Below are 18,169 nucleotides of genomic sequence, written 5' to 3'. Positions count from 1 at the left end.
TAAATGACTAATTCTACCGATATCGAAATCAAAATGTATGAAGCCTATGATGCTGGCTATCAAGTGTTCTTAGAAAAATGGCAGGTTAATCGTCAAGTGGGAATTGATTTGATGCAACAGAACCTCAAGCCACAAGGTACACAAGTAGCTGTGTTAAGTATAGGCTCTGGACCAGGTGATTTTGATATAGAGGTAATCAAATCTCTCAAGCAACATCTCGCAGACAAATTATCCCTCAAGTATGTTGCTGTGGAACCAAATCATATACATCGCCATCGCTATGAGCAAAGAATTAATAATCCAGAGTTTGCGGATGTTGAGAAGGAAATTCATGCCGACAAAATCGAAGATTTTCAAACAAATGACAAGTTCGATGTTATTCACTATACCCATTGTTTATATCACATGCCAGGTTCCGAGAAGTTAATTGTGCAACGTGGAATAGAAATGCTCAAAGATGATGGCTTTCTCATTATCACTCTTGATACTAATAAAGCGGTAATATTTGAAACGATGTTCAAATATGCTGCTCTGACGGGACAAGGATTCGCAGAAATGCTGCAAATGGAGGAGATGCAGGCAATAATTGACGAAATTAAGCTTCCGTATAAGGTGGTTCATTATCCAGAATACCTTGATGTTCAACTTTGTTTTGAGAAGGATTCTGTGAAGGGAAAAGCACTGATGGATTTCTTTTGTCAGGCTGATTCTAGTTTACTTTCCTATACACAAAGGGAAGAAATTTTAAATATATTGTCATCCAATATCAAGGAAAATAATGGATGCAAAATGGTTCCCTTACCGGCTGCGACAATGATAATTTATAAGAATAAAATCAACAATTAGTATAATATATAAATCATGTTTGATTGTTGTTGGCGTAGCCCGTGCTTTGCACTTACAAAATTTCGTATTGTAGGGTGTGTTAGAATGGAGTTTGTAACGCATACAATCCCCGCGAATGGTACGTTACGCTGTCGCTAACGTACCCTACGTATATTTTTAATAATCAAATCTGACTCCTATATATAGCATTTCCTAAACTACTGAGACGTACCTAAATCTTTTTCAATCGTTATCGAAACATTCACTAGGTGCTGAAAATCATATCGCGCTATAACCCTGTTTTATCTTAGTTTAATTTGACGCGCACTGTGACAGGAGTTCCTGAGTTAATCTGCGATTTATGATTTGTCCAAATGTTTGTTTCTAGTGAAATTTTTACAGATGGTTGAGACGGAGTTAATGCAGATGTCGATACTGGTGGATGAATACCTTGAACTTTGCCTGTAAATGTTTGATTTGAGAGTTGCGAAATTTTAATCTTTACTTTTTGTCCAGGTTTAATTTTTTGTAATTGTTCTCCTGCAAACGTTGCTGCAATCCAAGGTTTTTCAGGTATTACTGACATTAAAGTTTGCCCCGATTGAACTTTCTGCCCGGTTTGCACCCGCTTAATATTTACTTGTCCATTAGTGGGAGCAGTAATTTTGGTGTAATAGAGTTGATATTGTACGGTTTTGAGTTGCTGCTGAATCACAGAGATAGAATTTTGGATTAGGTTATAGCGCTGTTTACTGATGTCATATGCGTATCTATTATTTTCACCTTCAGCTAGTAAGAGAAGCAATTTTTTTTGTGAGTATAGCTGGGTGATGCGTTTTTCTTGCGATTCTTTTTGTGCTATTAATTTTTTTTGTTGGGCTAACTTAGCATTAAAGTCTGATAAATCAATTTTTTGGGGATTATTTGTGTTGACTGAATGAGAATCTTGAAAATTTGAATTTTGGAGATTTTTGTTCGCTTGTTGTTGATGATTCTGGATATTCTGTTTTGTCAACTTAATTTCTGTTTCTAAAGAATTTAGGCTGGTTTGAATTTTAGTGAGAATTCCCCGGGTAATCTTTTCCTGATTATCGAGAAAATTGAGTTGAGTTTGGATTAATTTTGTTTGCGATCGCTTGACTTTTGCATCAAGGTTATTTCGCTGTAATTTCAAAGTATTATACTTGACTGTAATATTTTCTAATTTTTTTGGTGAAAGAAATCCCTTGGCTTGGAGTTTCAGCAAGCGATCGCGCTCTAATTCTGCTTTAATTAATTTAGGTTCTAAATGCCGTAACTGAGTTCGAGTCACATTTAGATTATTTCGTGCTTGCACAACAGTGGTGTCTGTCGTTTTTAATGGCTGTAATGATTTTTTCTGAGTCGTAATCTTTGCTTTTGCCGAATTGAGATTTTTTGCCGCCGCCTTTGCCTGTTCTTGAACAACTCCTAAAGAAGCTTGTACATACTCAAGTTTTGCTTTATATTCTTTAGGGTTAAGCTTGACTAACACTGTTCCTTTTTTGACATTTTGATTTTCTTTCGCAGTCACGTTTGCGACTTGTCCAGGAACACGAGCATTAACAGGCAAAATATCACTAGTAATGTAAGCTTGATTCGTTTCCTCATATTCTTGCAGGTAAAGCCAGCGATTAACACCTGCGATAAGAACAGCTACAGTCCCGACAGTCAAGCATCCCCAAAGCCAAGGTTTATGGGTTTTCGGATATACCAAAGGTGTCAGTAATGGCGAAGGCTCTTTAGCCCTCACAAAAATATCGCCTCCTGTTTCCAGAACTATTTGAGAACTACTGTTATTGGCTTCTACTGGTTGAGGCTTGTCTGAAGAATCCGAGTATTTCATTTTCACACCTGGTATCAGAGGTTAAAACGCAATTTGACTTAACGGCAAGATGCAGAACACTGGCAAAATCAAAGAAAAATCACAAATTCAAGGATTTTAGTTCAGCAAATTTAGGTTTTTACCTGGGGTATTACTATTAATACCTCTACCAGAAAATGGGCATTAATCAACTTAAAATCAGGTGTAATTATTTTTTTACAGCCAATAAAAAATAAATAAATTTTTCCAGAATCAAATAAATCTAATTTTGATACATCGCTAGTCGCTTTTGTAAACTGTGAACTTGAGTATCGGTGTATTGAACTACGGGATTTTGCGGTGTGTATTGCTGGCTGAGGCGATTTTTGGCAACTTTAAGCTCTGCTATTTCTGTTTGTAGCGATCGCATGATAGCCTCATTTAATACTACTTGAGAATTACGCGGTTGTAGTTGGCTGTGACGCAATCGCAAACTTCGGATTTGTGCTTCTACTATTTGCACTTCTGGATATTCGGTGATGTACATTGCACTTAGCAAAGCAACATCAATTTCCAGCTTGACGACTTTTGCTTTGATTGCATCTGCTACCAAGCGGTTAACATGGGCATGATTTTCACGAGCTTTAGTAATTTTGTCCCGCAAGGAATGGATTTTGTTCTCAATCTTGTGAATAGCGCCTGCATCTGATGTCAATTTGGCATCGAGCATCCCTCGCGCAATTTCTAAGTCAGCAAGCTCTTCTGTTAGGGTATCCACTGAACTACTAGAAGTTTTAGCCGCATTTTTAATACTTCGCTGTATTGCCATAATTGACTCCCTGGCGTAAGTAGGTTGCACTAAAATGAAGGCTGGAAGGGTGACAGCCGTGAGAGTTGTAAATGCTAAAGCAATTATCGTAGTCTGAAGTTGGGTATAGGATTTACTGTGACGATAGCGTTGTATCGCCCCTGCTGGCGAACTTACTAGCGCCAAGGATTTATCATTTAGCATATTTACAGCTAGGAGTTTATCTAAAAATTCAATAACTACCCTAACAGCCTACAAAAGATTTTGGGGCGATTCAGGCTAAATCCAGATGACGGAGAGAATTAATGAGAATTAAATCAATTTTGCCTATAATGCTGACGAGGAGATAGGAATAGTCTGTAATTCTGAAGTGATTAACCGGACTTAACTTAATTACCTCTTGCCAATACTATTTTGAAAAGCAGAACGCTCTGTCATTCGTTTCATATAATTCAACACAGCAGGGTATGGGCTTAAATCCAGTTTTAGCATTAAGGGTATGTAACAGAGCAATGAACCAACAGCTACGTCAGCGACACTAAACTCATCAGCCACTAAATAAGATTGCTGTTCGAGAATACTATTTAATGCTGATAGTAAACGTGGCATTTCCCGTTCTCGATTTGCTTCTACAAAAATTCCTGGTCCCAGGGTAGCATTAGCAAATATAATCCATTGGTTGAGTTCGGCACGTTGGGCAAGTGAAAGTGGAGTTTTCGCATATTTTTCTGCCAGATACATTAAAATTGCGCCCGACTCCCACAAATGGAAGCCATCATCCTCAACAATTGCCGGGACTTTGGCAAACGGGTTTATTTGCAAAAATGCATCTTGACGATGTTATCCAGCTTGCATATCCAACATGATAAACTCATAGGCGATCGCAAGTTCTTCAAGATACCATTTCACAATCGCAGCCCGACTAAATGCACCACCATAAAGTTTGAGCATAGGGTTTAAAGGTAAGAGTAGGGGAATTCCCAAGACGCGGGGATATAAAGGCGAAGAAGAAAGAGATTTCTCCCATTCTCCTACTCAGCTATTTTAAAGAATTTTATGTGTATTTGGATGTTGCTTAATATTGTCGTCTTTGGTGACGACTCGTGCCGGATTCAGTATCCGCTTGCGTTCGGTAGAATATTTGAAATCGTTGTAGGTTGAACCTTGAGGAATTAACGATTTGGCAATATCCCGTCGTTTGTAGGTACGAGCGGCAGCGAAAATTCGTTGTTCAAATTCATCACTAAATTGGGCATTTTCGGGAAATCCAGCCGGGATTTGCCAGCTATCACCATGCAAAACACTACCTAAGGTGGTTCCTAATGCCAATTTATACGAAGTCGGTATCCCTTTCATCAACGCTTCTAACGCCGCCGAAGGGATGGGTTCGATAACTTCAACACTTGTCACTTCGCCATCTTCTTTGACAAAGCAGGTTGCTAAACCCAAGACAACATAATCTTCTGTCGTTAAATCGGGAGCATTATGGTAAGACGTTAAAACTGTCATAAGTAAACTTTATGAAAATTTTATAAACAATAAGAAACTATTTAGCCTGAAATAGGGACTAGAAACTCGGTAATGGGAACAATAACATCAACGGGCTGAAAACCTAATTTTTTAACCTTGATTAAGTTTTCGTCTCTTACCTCTGTGTACATCGGTATTTTTCAGTCTGGAATGCATTTTATCAGTTGTGAACCCTCACTACTGGATTAGTCAGACAAATTTACGTTCACTTTTCGGGAATAAGACTTGGGGATGAAGTATCTATTAATAGATTTGAGCATTAATTGATTAGGACAAAGAATTGTAAAGTTACTGTTCTCACAGTCCGAACTCATTGCCAAGCTTCCGCCCAAACTATCTAAAACAAGTTTTTGAGCTAACCAGGGGCAAAGTGAATCCCAACACTATCAACCAATAAATCTCACACAGCAACAATAACCAACCGCAGGCAGGAAGATATGAACAGTCACACATTTTTAGCATTTGGCGACGAGCAGCACTACTCGAAGAAGTTTTTAGCAAAATCGACTTCTACATTTAATGCTCAATATCAAGACGCTAACAATAGCGACAGTTGCGCTGCGGGAGATAGTTATTTGCGTAGTTGTGCATTAAAATTGGCTAGACAAGGTGATTATCATGAAGCGATCGCACTTTTGAGTCAGCTAATTGAGCGTCACCCTGGGAATGCAGCTAACTATAATAATCGCGGATTGATTTATTTTCAATATGGTGATTGGGAAAAGGCGTTGACTGATTATAATACAGCGATCGCACTCAATCCTAAGTTAGAAAGTGCCTACAATAACCGTGCCAATTACTATGCTGCCTGTGGTGAGTTAGAAGCAGCAGTAAACGATTACGATGAAGCCTTAGATTTAAATCCCACCTACACCAGAGCCTGGATTAATCGCGGCATTACATTGCGAGATTTGGGACAATATGAGGAAGCCCTAGATAATTTTGAGATTGCTCTCCTATTTGAGCAATATGAAGGACATATAATTGCCGAACGTGGTAGAACATATCATGTCTGGGGTGATTGGAATTGCGCTGTCGCCGACTATCGCCGTGCTTTAGCTTTGTTACCCATGTCAGCCAATAGTCATGATGGTACAGGTTTAAAATTGCGATCGCAAGTTGAAAACTGGCTGGGTGAGTTGCTTTGCTCCTAGTCTCTGATTGCCAGTTGTCGAATCAAGAAATACTCATTACCAAATCCATGAAGTTATGATTCCTGGACATTCTCTGGAATGAGAAAAAATCCTAATTTCTCTACAAACTCTTGCCTCATATAGTCTTAACTTGACTAGCAGTGCCGCATGACAATCTACTCAACCAGTGCTGGGAATCCTCTCAATTTCCGCATAACCACTAAAAACTAAGGTTTTACCTTCAGTCTCCAAGCGATTGAGTCGCATTTTGACTCCATCTAAGTCAAAACGGTCTAAATCTATCATATTGTCTAATATATCTACTAATGCCATGCTCAAAGTCCGCGACATATCCCTTTGAGACTCTGGCACCATTTCCAGTTCGACTTGTGGATTTTGAAACGAAACCCGTCGTCGCTTCTCAATCCCAATACTAACAGTCATATTCATCGGCACGGGTTCACCATCATTCAAATCAGCATTCGCCATTAACTTCAAGCGGTTTTCTGGCAACAACTCCACTTGAATATCGGTAAACGAAACAGGTTGTCCTCCTGATAATTCAGCTAATTGCGGCAACTCCAGATTCATCAACCGCTTTTGCACTAATTCTGCACCAAATGAGCGATTAATACCCTCTTCGGATAAAATAACTTTGGCGATCGCTTGTGTTGCTTGCTTAAGTTGCAATTTCCCACTCAACACCGAACTAAAATCGATCGAAACCGCATCGGTTTCAAAAGACATTTCCTCAATTGCAAAATCTTTGCGAATCAACAAACCGTTTCCGCTCATCTTGAAGCTGTCAATACTACCTTGTAAGAGCTTGCTTGAAGGAAAACAGCGTACAGCTACTTCGACTGACTCGCTTTTTGTGAACAAGTGACGAATCGTTTGGCTCGCCACTGTATTGAGCATCTGCTCTCCCCAGTCAGTGCCTTTTGCATCGCCTTTTGCTTGTGTGAAACCAGTAAGTCCGCCGAACATGTATGTTTGGTGTTTTATAGTTATATGTCTGTTTGTAACAAAATGTGACAAATACAGCAAGCAGTAATTTGACCTATTGCCTATTGCCTTTTAATAGGCTAACAGTTTCCAGCCTTGAATTACCGTTGTGACTGCTATGTGATATTGGCAAAACAAATCAGGCTCATCAGAAATTCTGTATGTAGAGGAATTCTCCTCCCAGGCACTATCAGATGGATTTGAGGAGAATTATAAAGAAATTATTAAATAATCAAGATTCCTTCTAGTTAGATGCGAGTCTAATATATAAGATTAACAAATCCGAATTCAAACGGGGTCAGCAAATATAAAGACCCTGAATACCTAGGTAAAGCGTCGCCCTCAGTTTATAAAGGGGGAAGGCGCTTTATTTTAGGATGAATCAAGAATGAACACCATCAAAAATCAAACTAGATTCCCATATCAGAAATCATAACCACTTGAAAATCGATTAAAAGGCTTTTTTTTCTAATGACTTGCTTGCAGTTACTCTCAGAATTCATTGCATTTAAATTTCCTTGGTGGGGAGTTTGCCATATAACTTTTAAGCATGAAATCAAGACTGTTTATATATATAATGAAAACCCAAATAAAAGGGCGATAATACTGCGAGATGCGCGAGAAATTGCTCGTTTAGATATAGGTGTTGATCAATTTGTAATTGTGCAGCCAGGTTACTCTGAAATTATGATTCCAATGATTGCAAATAAGGATTTCAAGAATTAGCAACAATCAGCCAAAATTCAGGAGTTAGAAGATAAAATTGCCAATCTCCTGGTAAGGAGAACCAGGAGCATTCAATAAAATTTTGATCAACATCAATGATTACAAACGCTGCAAGAGAGTTAATCCATGGGTATCAGTACCACAGGTAGCATACAAACCATATTCGTTAGCCAGGATTTGGACTTGCTCTGTTTCCCGAATGCTGGGTTTCCAAGGACTCGGATTATTGTAAGCATAAAAAGCTTCAGTTCCATCAATACCTAGCTCTGCTGCTGCTGGAATTAAATCAAAGTGGGATTTTCTATATCTAGCTGGGTGTGCCAGTACCGCAATTCCTCCGGCTGCATGGATTGCAGCTATTACATTCGCAGCTTCATAATCTGCTCCCGTCACAATTCGTCGTTGGATATAGGGTTTAATACTTGAGTGTTCGATATTGAAGGCATAAGCCAAAATGTGAACTTCAACATCCAACAAGCTCGCATTAATTTCCACTCCACTCCAGAGATGGGGTGTGCTGACACCTGGATTGCTCCAGCGAAAATTCTCCAGCCAAGCTTGTGCTGCTTGGAAACCACTGATACTGTGATGATCAGTGATTGCCAATCCTGTTAAACCAAATGTAATCGCTTGTTCCATTAATGTATGTGGCTGCAATCTCCCATCCGAGTGAACGGTATGCATGTGAAAGTTAAAATGCATGGGACAACTTTGGGCATTTATACCTAAAAATACTTCTTGTAAAAGTTCTTTAGTCGCAATAGTGTGAGCAAAATTTACAGTCATAGCCTCTTGTCTTTAGATTCAATTTTTAATAATTGATAGCCGTGTTATGTAACAGAGCTACTGACAGCACCGTCAATGAGTGTTGTCAGTTATTTTTTGGTCATCGTTAGCGAAAGTTTTCGATATGTTAAGACTACGTTAGCAAATTAAAAGCAAACCAGTCATGAGTATTTTCGATTGGAGATATCAAATAAAGTAGAAATTATAACTTCAGGTAATCCGTTAAAGCCGTAAGTCAAGCTTTGATAACTTATTGGCGAATTCGGCAATCTTCTACTTACGTTAAATCCACTCACCAAGGTAACGTAAACCTGATTCACCTTCGTGTATATACTGTATATTCAATCTTTTTTCGACTCACGAGCAAATATTTTCGTCTCTAATCTATTCTTGAACTCTAATAGTTCGTTAGGGCAGAAAAGAAAAAATAAAATTTCCGCAGGAAGGTATACTTCAACTGTTCTTGTATAAAATGTAGTAACTTTTAAGTCGGTAATCCAATTAATTCGCCAGAACCAGAAATGACTTCACCGATCGCAAATGCCATAATATTGTGGGATTCTAAAAAACTAATTGCTTGAGATACTTGTGTGGGTGGAACTAAAATAACAAATCCAATCCCCATATTAAAAGTATTGTACATAGCTGTGGGACTGACTCCTCCGGTTTCTGCTAACCATTGGAATAGGGGGGGAATTGACAAGTGTTGGGACTCAATTTGAATTGCTTGACCTTTGCCCAAACATCGCGGTAGGTTCTCAGGTAAACCCCCACCAGTAATATGTGCCATTCCGTGAATATCCAAGCCTGATTTTTGGGCGGCGAGTATGGGTTTGACGTAGATTTTTGTCGGGGTAAGGAAGGTTTCGGCGAGGGTTTTTCCATCAAGTAAATTGGGCGTATCTTCCCAATCCAAGCCATGATCGTCAATAATTTTGCGTACCAAACTGTAGCCATTACTATGAACGCCTGTACTAGGAAGTGCGATCGCAATATCTCCAATTTGTACCTGGGAAGTATCAAGCATCTGGCTTTTCTCAACAATCCCCACACAAAAACCCGCCAAGTCATATTCACCCATTTGGTAAAATCCTGGCATTTCCGCAGTTTCACCACCCAATAAAGCACAACCAGCCTGCTTACACCCAAGGGCAATACCCGCGACTACCTGGGTTAACTGTTCTCGTTCTAACTTCCCTGTCGCCACATAATCCAAAAAAAACAACGGTTCTGCACCAGATGTCAGGACATCATTAACGCACATTGCCACCAAATCAATGCCCACAGTATCGTGACGTTGGAGAGAATGGGCAATTTTTAGCTTTGTGCCGACACCATCAGTACCCGATACTAAAACAGGTTCTTTGTAACCAGTTGGTAATTGAAAACAACCACCAAAGCCACCTAAACCACCAAGAACCTCCGGTCGAAAGGTACTGTGAACTAAACTACGAATATCATTTACAAAAGCCCGACCAGCTTCGACATCAACCCCAGCCTCGCGATAATCCATTCGTCAAAACACCGCCAATCATTCCAGCATCATACTAGGCTACCATGAAAGAGAGACGAAGAAGGTCAGAAGAACTGGGATGTGAGGGTAAAGTGTATAACCGGCTATAAATTAAAATTCCTGAATGTGACTTTTTCTTAAATATTTTGGCAAAAGACAAATAGATTGATAGACTCACCAAAGTAGAAGGGCAAGTTATAATTTTCTAGCGGACAAGTATTGTAAATAATTATGACTAGCCCTTTTGTACAAGCATTTTTCGTTGGTAGAGCTGTTGCTGAAGTTTTGAGCGATCGTCTAGAACACGCTGTCACCGATGTATTGAGTGAACTCGGCAAATTTGATGCTGAGGCTCGCGAGCAGATGCGCCAGTTTACAGATGAAGTGATTGAACGTGCGAACCGAGCCTCTGAAGCAGCAGGTGCTGGTGTGGGCATGTCTGATGTGGGAACTGGTTCAGAATCGGTTGATACGCAAGCGACAATTGATGATTTGCGTGCGGAAATAGCCACATTACGGGCAGAAATGCAGCGTTATCGCACTAGTGCAAGTTAGTCATTGGGCATTGGTAATTTGCTAAAGTCCCATGACAGACAGCCATTAACCAATAACAAATAACAATTAATTTAAAGTGACTTTTTTTTCCGGTGACTCAATTAAAAAATCAACGGTACGCAAAACATATGGAAAAAGGTTATTCAGATAAGGCATACCGTTGGAACCGTGACAACTATTCTAGTAAGCGGCGTTTTATTGATATTTGGTCGTTTGTGTTGACGTTGATGTACCGGCTTTGGCTGTATAACAAATCCTGGAGTTATCCAGGAGGAATCACAGAGATAAAGCAAGCAGCACGTCGGAAAACCCTGGCTATCTGGATTCGCAACACGCTACTCGATTTAGGACCGACTTTTATTAAGGTTGGACAATTGTTTTCGACTCGTGCTGATATTTTCCCGATTGAGTATGTTGAGGAACTGTCAAAATTACAAGACAGAGTTCCTGCCTTTAGTTACCTACAAGTCGAGGCAACGGTTGAGAAGGAATTAGGTAAAAAAATTCCCGATTTATTTCACAGTTTTGAACCCGTACCCTTAGCTGCTGCTAGCCTAGGGCAAGTTCACAAAGCGGTGTTGCATTCTGGGGAAGCTGTTGTCATTAAAGTACAGCGTCCCGGCTTGAAAAAGTTATTTGAAATCGATTTACAAATTCTCAAAGGTATCGCTCATTACTTCCAGAGACACCCAAAATGGGGCAGAGGACGTGACTGGATTGGCATCTATGAAGAATGCTGTAAGATTCTCTGGGAAGAAATCGATTATTTGAGTGAAGGACGTAATGCTGACGCTTTCCGGCGTAATTTCCGTGGCTATGATTGGGTAAAAGTGCCTCGCGTGTACTGGCGTTACGCCTCTTCACGAGTATTGACTTTAGAATATCTTCCAGGTATTAAAATTAGCCAGTATGAAGCCTTGGAAGCGGCTGGCTTAGACCGGAAATTACTGGCACGTCAAGGTGCTCAAGCTTACCTACTTCAGCTTTTAGACAATGGTTTTTTTCATGCCGATCCTCACCCCGGTAATATTGCCGTGAGTCCCGACGGGGCATTAATTTTTTATGATTTTGGCATGATGGGGCGGATTAAGTCGAACGTCCGTGAAGGTTTAATGGAAACCCTGTTTGGGATTGCTTCTAAAGATGGCGATCGCGTAGTTGAGTCATTGATTAATTTAGGCGCAATATCTCCGACTGAGGATATGGGACCAGTACGTCGCTCCGTTCAGTACATGCTCGACAACTTCATGGATAAGCCATTTGAAAATCAGTCGGTTGCTGCCATTAGTGACGACTTGTACGAAATAGCTTATAATCAGCCATTTAGATTTCCCGCTACTTTCACCTTTGTCATGCGTGCTTTCTCAACGCTAGAGGGTGTCGGTAAAGGGTTAGACCCTGAATTTAACTTTATGGAAGTTGCCAAACCTTATGCAATGCAGCTTATGAGCAATATGAATGGTTCTGAGGGCAATAGCCTGCTAAACGAACTCAGTCGCCAAGCTGTTCAAGTTAGTTCTACCGCACTAGGACTACCCCGCCGGCTCGAAGATACCCTTGACAAGCTCGAACGTGGTGATGTGAGGATGCGTGTGCGTGCTATTGAAACCGAGCGTTTATTACGTAGGCAAAGTAATATTCAACTCACCACTACTTATGCGGTGATTATCGGTACTTTTACCCTTTCTGCCTCGATTTTATTGGTTAAAGATTATATATGGTTGGCTATACCTGTAGCTATAATTGCTGCATTTGTATCGTGGCTACTAATTAGAACACTTTTGCGTCTCGATCGTTATGACAGAATGTATTAAAAAATACTTGTAGAAAAATAGACATTTATGAAAATAAACTTTATCGGTGCTAGTGACCCCGGTTTAATTCGTTTTAGCAATCAGGATGCTTTTTATACCGACCCAGAGGGAAGATTTTTTATTGTTGCTGATGGTATGGGTGGTCATGCGGGAGGTGAAGAAGCTAGTCGTATTGCTACTCAAGAAATTCAATCTTACTTAGGGGCGAATTGGAATTCTACCATCCCTTCACAGAAGTTACTTGAGGAAGCGCTTTTGCAAGCGAATGAGGCAATTATTCGCGATCAGCAAAATCATCCCGAACGTTCGGATATGGGAACAACAGCTGTGGTAGTGCTTTTTCGCGAAAATTCTCCATTATGCGCTCATGTTGGGGATTCCCGGTTATACCGATGGCGCAACTCCCAACTCGATCAAATTACCGAAGACCATACTTGGGTAGCACGTGCCCTGAAAGTTGGCGATATTTCACCCGATGAGGCTCGAATTCATCCCTTCCGGCATGTGCTTTCGCGTTGTTTAGGACGTGAAGATTTACAGCATGTTGACATTCAACCCCTCGATATCCAACAGGGCGATCGCTTATTATTATGCAGCGATGGCTTGACGGAAGAGTTGGTAGACGAGAAAATCGCCGCCTATATGCAAGATACTTCGATGCTTGACAAAGCCTCGATTGCACTCATTGAAGCTGCCAAAGAACACGGCGGACATGATAATATTACCGTCGTATTAGTGGCGATCGACAATTAATTTTGGTTATTGATTATTGGTTATTGGCTATTACTTATTTACTGACAGTTAAAAATCCATTAACCTAGTTAATTTTGTTCATTCCGAGCATTTTTAATTAATACAAATTGATACAAATACATTAACCTCCAAATCAACATACTGTTTGGAGGTTAATTTGAAGCTTGAGTCAGGTTGACAAACTCTAATTCATGTGCTAGTACAAATAGAATAGGCAATTACGACATCAAGTAATGCACAATAATCTCTCACAACATATAGGAGGTAAAGTCGGTCTGCAAAGACTAAATTATTCTTAATAAATATTCCAACCAAAAAAGCCCCAATTGCCTGGAATTATCCTTAATGGACTTGAGGTCTATACCAAACGAGTCAAATCACAAAATTAAAGACGGCAAAGAACATGCCTAAAGAGGTGGTCATTTTGTCAAACTATTGTTATCTTTCTTAATAACAGAGGTATTATGTAGTTTTCGGGCATCGAGGTAATTCCCATAGGAATTTACAAATACCTCTGATACTTATCTAGCTTTTCTCGTTTAGGTTTCTATTTTCTCTTTTCTCTTTTTTTGGAGCTAAGTGCTATGAGTAACCCCATCGAATTGACATTAGAACAACAGTTCAGCATTCATTCTTTCGCTAGTCAAGTAGAAGGAATGAGTCACGACCAAGCCAAAGACTTTCTAGTCAAGCTTTACGAGCAAATGATTGTGAGAGAGGCGACTTACAAAGAACTCCTCAAGCATCAGTGGGGCTTGGACTCCGATACTACCTTGGCATAAGCCTGATATTTACATCCAGTGTCGCGCATGGTAGGCGACCTCCTTCTCTTGCTTAGTTCCGACAGGGAAACAAGCTGGGGATGCCGGGGCGTCAACTAAAATAGTTACACAAACCTCAAGGATTGTCTCGATTTAATTATGCGGTCAGCACGATTATCACAACTAACTCTGCGATTTTATCTGCATAGTTATTAATCAAGGCGATCGCAACACAATTAAATTCAATTTACTTAAGAGATTATCTTGAACTATAGGCTAGAAAAAACATTATTAATTCAACACCACTTATATATATATTTCTTATAGAGTTTTTTTACAACTGCATTGCTGACATTTTTAACATTACTTAATATTCAGAACCAAAAATTGCGCCAAAAAATGTGAGCATGTTTACGCAGACAGGTCAAAAGCAGAATCAGTATTAATTGCAGCCAGTTTTACGAGAATTTGGGGCTTAATTTTTTCGTACTCATTCTTGAGATAGTTTTTGCTGATTTGCGGTTGAGCAGAGGAAGGTAGGTTATGGCTCATCTCTACCCATTCCTGTAGGCGACGACATTGAGTAGAAGCGATCGTCGAAGAGAGAACATGACATGGATGACTTGGTTGCTCACGGGCAAAGAACAACAAGTGGTAGTAGCCAGTCTGTCCTAGTAATCGGGTTATTTCTTGACCAAAGCCGGTTTTGAGGTCGAGGTAGTAGGGCAACCACTTAGCGCCGAATCGACGATTATAAATTACAGTAATCCACATCAACATGGGATGAGGAGCAGTGATAAATAGAAATTGGTTGTAGCGGGTGCAAACCGAGCGTTTTTGAATTTCGAGTTGCGGCAGCATCGTCCACAAAGCTGGAGAAAATTCATCGCGAACGCGGATTGGTTGGGGAAAGACAATATCAGCGATTGGTTTACTCTTAGGCCATAAAGCTTGTTTAATAATATCTTCAGATGAAGTAATTGAGAGACTCGATGGCATTTTTTCTTCCTGCAATGCTAAAACTGTTGGTTTATCTGCGGATGAATTTTCCGCGATTGGTGTATTGGTAATTTTTTGGTAAGAATCGGTGCTAGACTCAACTAAAGCAATTGTCTGTAAAATTTCGCTGATACTTTGGGGACGATCACTAGCTTTTTTAGCTAGACAACCCATAATCAAATCTTCAACGATTTGGGGAATCTTCATATCCGCCTCGATGTCAGCCAGCGATCGCGGTTCTTGAAAATAGTGTACTTTGTACCAAGCACCAAATGAATGGTTCGGAGCAACCAAAGGTAACTTCCCTGTGAGCATTTCAAACATCATCACACCCAAACTATAGATATCCGAACGATTATCGAGTTCTTTACCTTCCATCTGTTCGGGTGAAGAATAGGCTAAAGTGCCCAAATAGTAGTTGGTTTGATGTGTGTTTGACTGGAGTAATTTGGCAATCCCAAAATCGAGAATCTTGACTAACTCACCAAAAGTTGGATCAATAATCACCAACATATTACTGGGTTTAATATCGCGGTGAATAATAGGATAAATTGTTCCATCAACAGGAATACCATCATGAGCGCACTGTAATCCCAAACAAATTTGCCGAGCCATGCTTAAAAATCTTGGTAAGGACATACTTTGTTTGCGAATTACATGGCTTAAGCTTTTGCCAGCCAAATATTCCATGACATAGTAGGGAATATTATGCTCATCTACGCCATAGTCCATAACTCGGACAATTTGAATACTTTTTTGTCCCAATAGGGCACAGGTTTTAGCTTCACGTTCAAAGCGCTCCTGCAAGCGCATCTTTTGGTTTTGGATGGACATTGAGAGAAACTTTACCGCAACGGGTACGCCTCCCAACAAGATGTCCTTTGCACGATAAACTCGTCCCATTGCTCCAGTACCAATCAATTCCTGAAGCTGGTAGCGTTTGCCGAGTAAGCGACCAATGTTGGGGTCCGACATAAAAACTTTGACTCCAATCTTTTCGAGATTTTAAATTTAAATTTTAGGTTTTGGATTAACTTGTGGATGGCAATAGCCACTTCTGCGAAGCTATCCGCAAATGTAATATATGGAGAAACATGACTTCTAAACTTATTATTCCCAGATTAAATAGCAGAAGCAGCATCGCTCGATAAAGAGATGAAACACCGTAATATTACGGATTTAATCACAAAAAAATACCCGTGCGGTAATATCACATCCAAAAATCTCAAACTATTTGATTGAGTATGAATTACATCCCTTGACGTTCCAATTTTGCCTCCATAGTGCTGGAGAGAAAATGACCTGAAAGAATGCCACTAGTCAAAAGATAAGTATCACTATCAAGACGTTGTAGAGTTTCAAAGCCACTACGACGCTGACGATTTTCGGCTTGAGAGGTATCCTTTGTGCCAATTACCCAATAACGTTGGACAATGGTTTCCGGTCCAATCCAGCCTTCACCTTCGATTTGTCCTAACTGATTGTGCTGGAGCAAAAATGAGTAATGGCGTTCCCCATCATCAAGCCGACCTTTGTACTGTAAAGCAATTTCTGGGCGATCGCGCGTACCTGAAGACATCTCGCTTCCTGGAAATATGAGTTTAGTAGCCATCGTAAACCAATTGTCACGGTGCCAAGCAACCAATGTCATACCTTTGACATTAATTGGCATGGCATTACGTTCCAACCAGCTACCCTGTAAAGTCCAACGTCCAGGTTCGAGTAAAAAAGAGTGTCCCACCTGCCCACCTTCTAAGTTTTTACCTGACTCACAAACCGCCTAGACCAAAGAGAAATGTGAGAGATAAATTTGAAACATGTCTGGCGGTGAATATGTCCAGTATAGCCACAGCTATTTAGATTTGGTTGATGGTTAGTGGTTAATATTTAATCATTATTCATTTGCTTACATAGCCCTAAATTGATGAATGTCACCCAACAACACTTCCTGATTTGCACCTGTTGCCGAGGGCAAATTCCCAGGATTTTCCATCTGTCGCCAATATGCTAAAACTGCAAAAGCGATCGCTTCTTTAAAATCGGCATTTAAACCAAATTCATCGGTGGTTGTTACTGGGACTTCACCTAATCGCGATCGCAATCTATTTTGTAAATAGAGGTTGCGACTACCACCACCACATAAAAGAACTCTTTGGGGTAGTTGAGGTAGAAACAAACGATAATTTTCAACAATTGATGCTGCTGTTAATTCCGTAAGTGTTGCTAAAAAGTCAGCTGGACTAAGCTGGTATTTTGCTGCATCTGCAAAGCATTGTTTTAGGTAATCAACTCCGAATAATTCCCTTCCTGTTGATTTTGGCGGTGGTGTGTGGAAATATTCGTGTTGCAACCATTCTTCTACTAAAGTTTGACAAATATTACCACTGGCAGCCCAGTCACCATTTTCGTCGTATGTTTTGGCTCCATTACTTAATTGATATACTGCTAAATCGAGTAAACTGTTACCTGGTCCAGTATCCCAACCACGTATTTTTTCCAACCAGTCGCCTTGTCGGGCTGGTAGATACGCAACATTACTAATGCCGCCTATATTTTGGACACATCGGTTTTCTTGAGGATGACTCAACAATGCAGCATCTATTCGTGGTACTAGTGGCGCTCCTTGACCGCCTGTGGCAATATCGGCACTACGGAAATTACTGATGGTTGTGGTGTTGGTGAGATGGGCGATTAATTCTCCACGACCCAGTTGGAGGCTGTAGCCAAGACTTGAAGAGGGAGAAGTAGAACTTTTGATGTCCCTATACTTCAGGGGTACAGGTGGTCGGTGATACACAGTTTGACCGTGGGAACCAATGAGGATAGCTTTTTCATGACTTGCTGCTTTGTTATTTTGGATACATTGAGCAGCATCAGCAAAAGAACAGGCGATCGCATCATCTAATTCTGCAAATTCCTGCATCGATATTGCTTCACCTGCACATACCCATAAAATTTTTTCCCGCAATTTGGGTGGATATGGATAGGTTTGAGCAGCAATTAATTCGATTTGAATATCTAAATCTTTGCCGGAAATTTCTACTAATGCGGCATCAATACCATCGACGGATGTACCGCTCATTAAACCAATTACACGTACCATAATTAAGATTTTGGATTAGTTAAAATGATAATTTTA

The 18,169-nt window shown here is 40.2% G+C and carries 16 protein-coding genes and 1 pseudogene; 7 read left to right on the top strand and 10 right to left on the bottom strand.

The features are described from left to right. Nucleotides 1-3: 3 nt before the first annotated feature. A complete protein-coding gene (locus VB733_RS11660) occupies nucleotides 4-846 on the top strand; it encodes a class I SAM-dependent methyltransferase (RefSeq protein ID WP_323340254.1) in 843 nt (280 codons plus the stop codon). Nucleotides 847-1,132: 286 nt separating this feature from the next. Here the strand turns inward: VB733_RS11660 and VB733_RS11655 are convergent, their stop codons facing one another. The 4 genes and pseudogenes from VB733_RS11655 to VB733_RS11640 all read right to left on the bottom strand — a co-directional run bounded on the left by VB733_RS11655 (nucleotide 1,133) and on the right by VB733_RS11640 (nucleotide 4,964). Beyond that, nucleotides 1,133-2,689: an HlyD family secretion protein gene (locus tag VB733_RS11655; RefSeq protein WP_323340253.1), complete on the bottom strand. Its 1,557-nt coding sequence runs from the start codon at nucleotides 2,687-2,689 to the stop codon at nucleotides 1,133-1,135. 241 nt (nucleotides 2,690-2,930) lie between these two features. Further along, nucleotides 2,931-3,659: a hypothetical protein gene (locus VB733_RS11650; protein ID WP_323340252.1), complete on the bottom strand. Its 729-nt coding sequence runs from the start codon at nucleotides 3,657-3,659 to the stop codon at nucleotides 2,931-2,933. Between the two features lie 189 nt (nucleotides 3,660-3,848). Beyond that, nucleotides 3,849-4,406: pseudogene (locus VB733_RS11645) on the bottom strand (glutathione S-transferase family protein). A gap of 93 nt (nucleotides 4,407-4,499) precedes the next feature. Beyond that, nucleotides 4,500-4,964, bottom strand: a complete 465-nt coding sequence (locus tag VB733_RS11640) for a hypothetical protein (protein ID WP_323340251.1) — start codon at nucleotides 4,962-4,964, stop codon at nucleotides 4,500-4,502. 458 nt (nucleotides 4,965-5,422) lie between these two features. Between VB733_RS11640 and VB733_RS11635 the strand changes: the two genes are divergently transcribed. Then, nucleotides 5,423-6,139: a tetratricopeptide repeat protein gene (locus tag VB733_RS11635; RefSeq protein ID WP_323340250.1), complete on the top strand. Its 717-nt coding sequence runs from the start codon at nucleotides 5,423-5,425 to the stop codon at nucleotides 6,137-6,139. Nucleotides 6,140-6,298: 159 nt separating this feature from the next. Here VB733_RS11635 and VB733_RS11630 read toward each other — a convergent pair whose 3' ends face one another. Beyond that, entirely contained in the window at nucleotides 6,299-7,105 is an 807-nt protein-coding gene (locus VB733_RS11630; RefSeq protein ID WP_323340249.1) for a DUF2993 domain-containing protein, read from the bottom strand. A 489-nt stretch (nucleotides 7,106-7,594) separates the two neighbouring features. Between VB733_RS11630 and VB733_RS11625 the strand changes: the two genes are divergently transcribed. Continuing rightward, nucleotides 7,595-7,849: a hypothetical protein gene (locus tag VB733_RS11625; RefSeq protein ID WP_323340248.1), complete on the top strand. Its 255-nt coding sequence runs from the start codon at nucleotides 7,595-7,597 to the stop codon at nucleotides 7,847-7,849. Nucleotides 7,850-7,948: 99 nt separating this feature from the next. Here VB733_RS11625 and VB733_RS11620 read toward each other — a convergent pair whose 3' ends face one another. Further along, the gene (locus VB733_RS11620; RefSeq protein ID WP_323340247.1) at nucleotides 7,949-8,635 is read right to left on the bottom strand and encodes a PHP domain-containing protein; all 687 of its coding nucleotides are present in this window, start codon (nucleotides 8,633-8,635) and stop codon (nucleotides 7,949-7,951) included. A gap of 484 nt (nucleotides 8,636-9,119) precedes the next feature. Next, the gene (gene purM / locus VB733_RS11615; RefSeq protein WP_323340246.1) at nucleotides 9,120-10,148 is read right to left on the bottom strand and encodes a phosphoribosylformylglycinamidine cyclo-ligase; all 1,029 of its coding nucleotides are present in this window, start codon (nucleotides 10,146-10,148) and stop codon (nucleotides 9,120-9,122) included. A 231-nt stretch (nucleotides 10,149-10,379) separates the two neighbouring features. On the opposite strand from purM, the gene VB733_RS11610 reads away from it, so the two are divergent. From VB733_RS11610 to VB733_RS11595, 4 genes are all read left to right on the top strand, one after another. Further along, nucleotides 10,380-10,703, top strand: a complete 324-nt coding sequence (locus VB733_RS11610) for a DUF6825 family protein (RefSeq protein ID WP_323340245.1) — start codon at nucleotides 10,380-10,382, stop codon at nucleotides 10,701-10,703. A gap of 128 nt (nucleotides 10,704-10,831) precedes the next feature. Continuing rightward, a complete protein-coding gene (locus VB733_RS11605; RefSeq protein ID WP_323340244.1) occupies nucleotides 10,832-12,517 on the top strand; it encodes an AarF/ABC1/UbiB kinase family protein in 1,686 nt (561 codons plus the stop codon). Between the two features lie 27 nt (nucleotides 12,518-12,544). Then, nucleotides 12,545-13,270 carry a Stp1/IreP family PP2C-type Ser/Thr phosphatase gene (locus VB733_RS11600; RefSeq protein WP_323340243.1) on the top strand — a complete coding sequence of 242 codons (726 nt, stop codon included), beginning with the start codon at nucleotides 12,545-12,547 and terminating at the stop codon, nucleotides 13,268-13,270. Nucleotides 13,271-13,854: 584 nt separating this feature from the next. Then, nucleotides 13,855-14,052 (top strand): NblA/ycf18 family protein, encoded by a 198-nt coding sequence (locus tag VB733_RS11595; RefSeq protein ID WP_096615283.1) that lies wholly within the window; start codon nucleotides 13,855-13,857, stop codon nucleotides 14,050-14,052. A 390-nt stretch (nucleotides 14,053-14,442) separates the two neighbouring features. Here the strand turns inward: VB733_RS11595 and VB733_RS11590 are convergent, their stop codons facing one another. The 3 genes from VB733_RS11590 to VB733_RS11580 all read right to left on the bottom strand — a co-directional run bounded on the left by VB733_RS11590 (nucleotide 14,443) and on the right by VB733_RS11580 (nucleotide 18,133). Beyond that, nucleotides 14,443-16,005, bottom strand: a complete 1,563-nt coding sequence (locus VB733_RS11590) for a serine/threonine-protein kinase (protein WP_323340242.1) — start codon at nucleotides 16,003-16,005, stop codon at nucleotides 14,443-14,445. Between the two features lie 274 nt (nucleotides 16,006-16,279). Beyond that, a complete protein-coding gene (locus VB733_RS11585; protein ID WP_323340241.1) occupies nucleotides 16,280-16,771 on the bottom strand; it encodes a hypothetical protein in 492 nt (163 codons plus the stop codon). A 165-nt stretch (nucleotides 16,772-16,936) separates the two neighbouring features. Next, nucleotides 16,937-18,133 (bottom strand): anhydro-N-acetylmuramic acid kinase, encoded by a 1,197-nt coding sequence (locus tag VB733_RS11580; RefSeq protein ID WP_323340240.1) that lies wholly within the window; start codon nucleotides 18,131-18,133, stop codon nucleotides 16,937-16,939. Nucleotides 18,134-18,169 lie beyond the last annotated feature (36 nt).

It is taken from the genome of Calothrix sp. UHCC 0171, assembly GCF_034931845.1.
Lineage (GTDB): Bacteria > Cyanobacteriota > Cyanobacteriia > Cyanobacteriales > Nostocaceae > Brunnivagina.
This window is presented reverse-complemented; position numbering and strand designations above follow the sequence as displayed.

What these genes read in the sequence shown, in the direction of transcription:
- VB733_RS11655 (WP_323340253.1), bottom strand. Translation starts at nt 2,689, where the DNA reads ATGAAATACTCGGATTCTTCAGACAAGCCTCAACCAGTAGAAGCCAAT.
- VB733_RS11595 (WP_096615283.1), top strand. Translation starts at nt 13,855, where the DNA reads ATGAGTAACCCCATCGAATTGACATTAGAACAACAGTTCAGCATTCAT.
- VB733_RS11640 (WP_323340251.1), bottom strand. Translation starts at nt 4,964, where the DNA reads ATGACAGTTTTAACGTCTTACCATAATGCTCCCGATTTAACGACAGAA.
- VB733_RS11630 (WP_323340249.1), bottom strand. Translation starts at nt 7,105, where the DNA reads ATGTTCGGCGGACTTACTGGTTTCACACAAGCAAAAGGCGATGCAAAA.
- VB733_RS11590 (WP_323340242.1), bottom strand. Translation starts at nt 16,005, where the DNA reads ATGTCGGACCCCAACATTGGTCGCTTACTCGGCAAACGCTACCAGCTT.
- VB733_RS11625 (WP_323340248.1), top strand. Translation starts at nt 7,595, where the DNA reads ATGACTTGCTTGCAGTTACTCTCAGAATTCATTGCATTTAAATTTCCT.
- VB733_RS11620 (WP_323340247.1), bottom strand. Translation starts at nt 8,635, where the DNA reads ATGACTGTAAATTTTGCTCACACTATTGCGACTAAAGAACTTTTACAA.
- VB733_RS11610 (WP_323340245.1), top strand. Translation starts at nt 10,380, where the DNA reads ATGACTAGCCCTTTTGTACAAGCATTTTTCGTTGGTAGAGCTGTTGCT.
- VB733_RS11660 (WP_323340254.1), top strand. Translation starts at nt 4, where the DNA reads ATGACTAATTCTACCGATATCGAAATCAAAATGTATGAAGCCTATGAT.
- VB733_RS11635 (WP_323340250.1), top strand. Translation starts at nt 5,423, where the DNA reads ATGAACAGTCACACATTTTTAGCATTTGGCGACGAGCAGCACTACTCG.
- VB733_RS11600 (WP_323340243.1), top strand. Translation starts at nt 12,545, where the DNA reads ATGAAAATAAACTTTATCGGTGCTAGTGACCCCGGTTTAATTCGTTTT.
- VB733_RS11605 (WP_323340244.1), top strand. Translation starts at nt 10,832, where the DNA reads ATGGAAAAAGGTTATTCAGATAAGGCATACCGTTGGAACCGTGACAAC.
- VB733_RS11580 (WP_323340240.1), bottom strand. Translation starts at nt 18,133, where the DNA reads ATGGTACGTGTAATTGGTTTAATGAGCGGTACATCCGTCGATGGTATT.
- VB733_RS11650 (WP_323340252.1), bottom strand. Translation starts at nt 3,659, where the DNA reads ATGCTAAATGATAAATCCTTGGCGCTAGTAAGTTCGCCAGCAGGGGCG.
- purM (WP_323340246.1), bottom strand. Translation starts at nt 10,148, where the DNA reads ATGGATTATCGCGAGGCTGGGGTTGATGTCGAAGCTGGTCGGGCTTTT.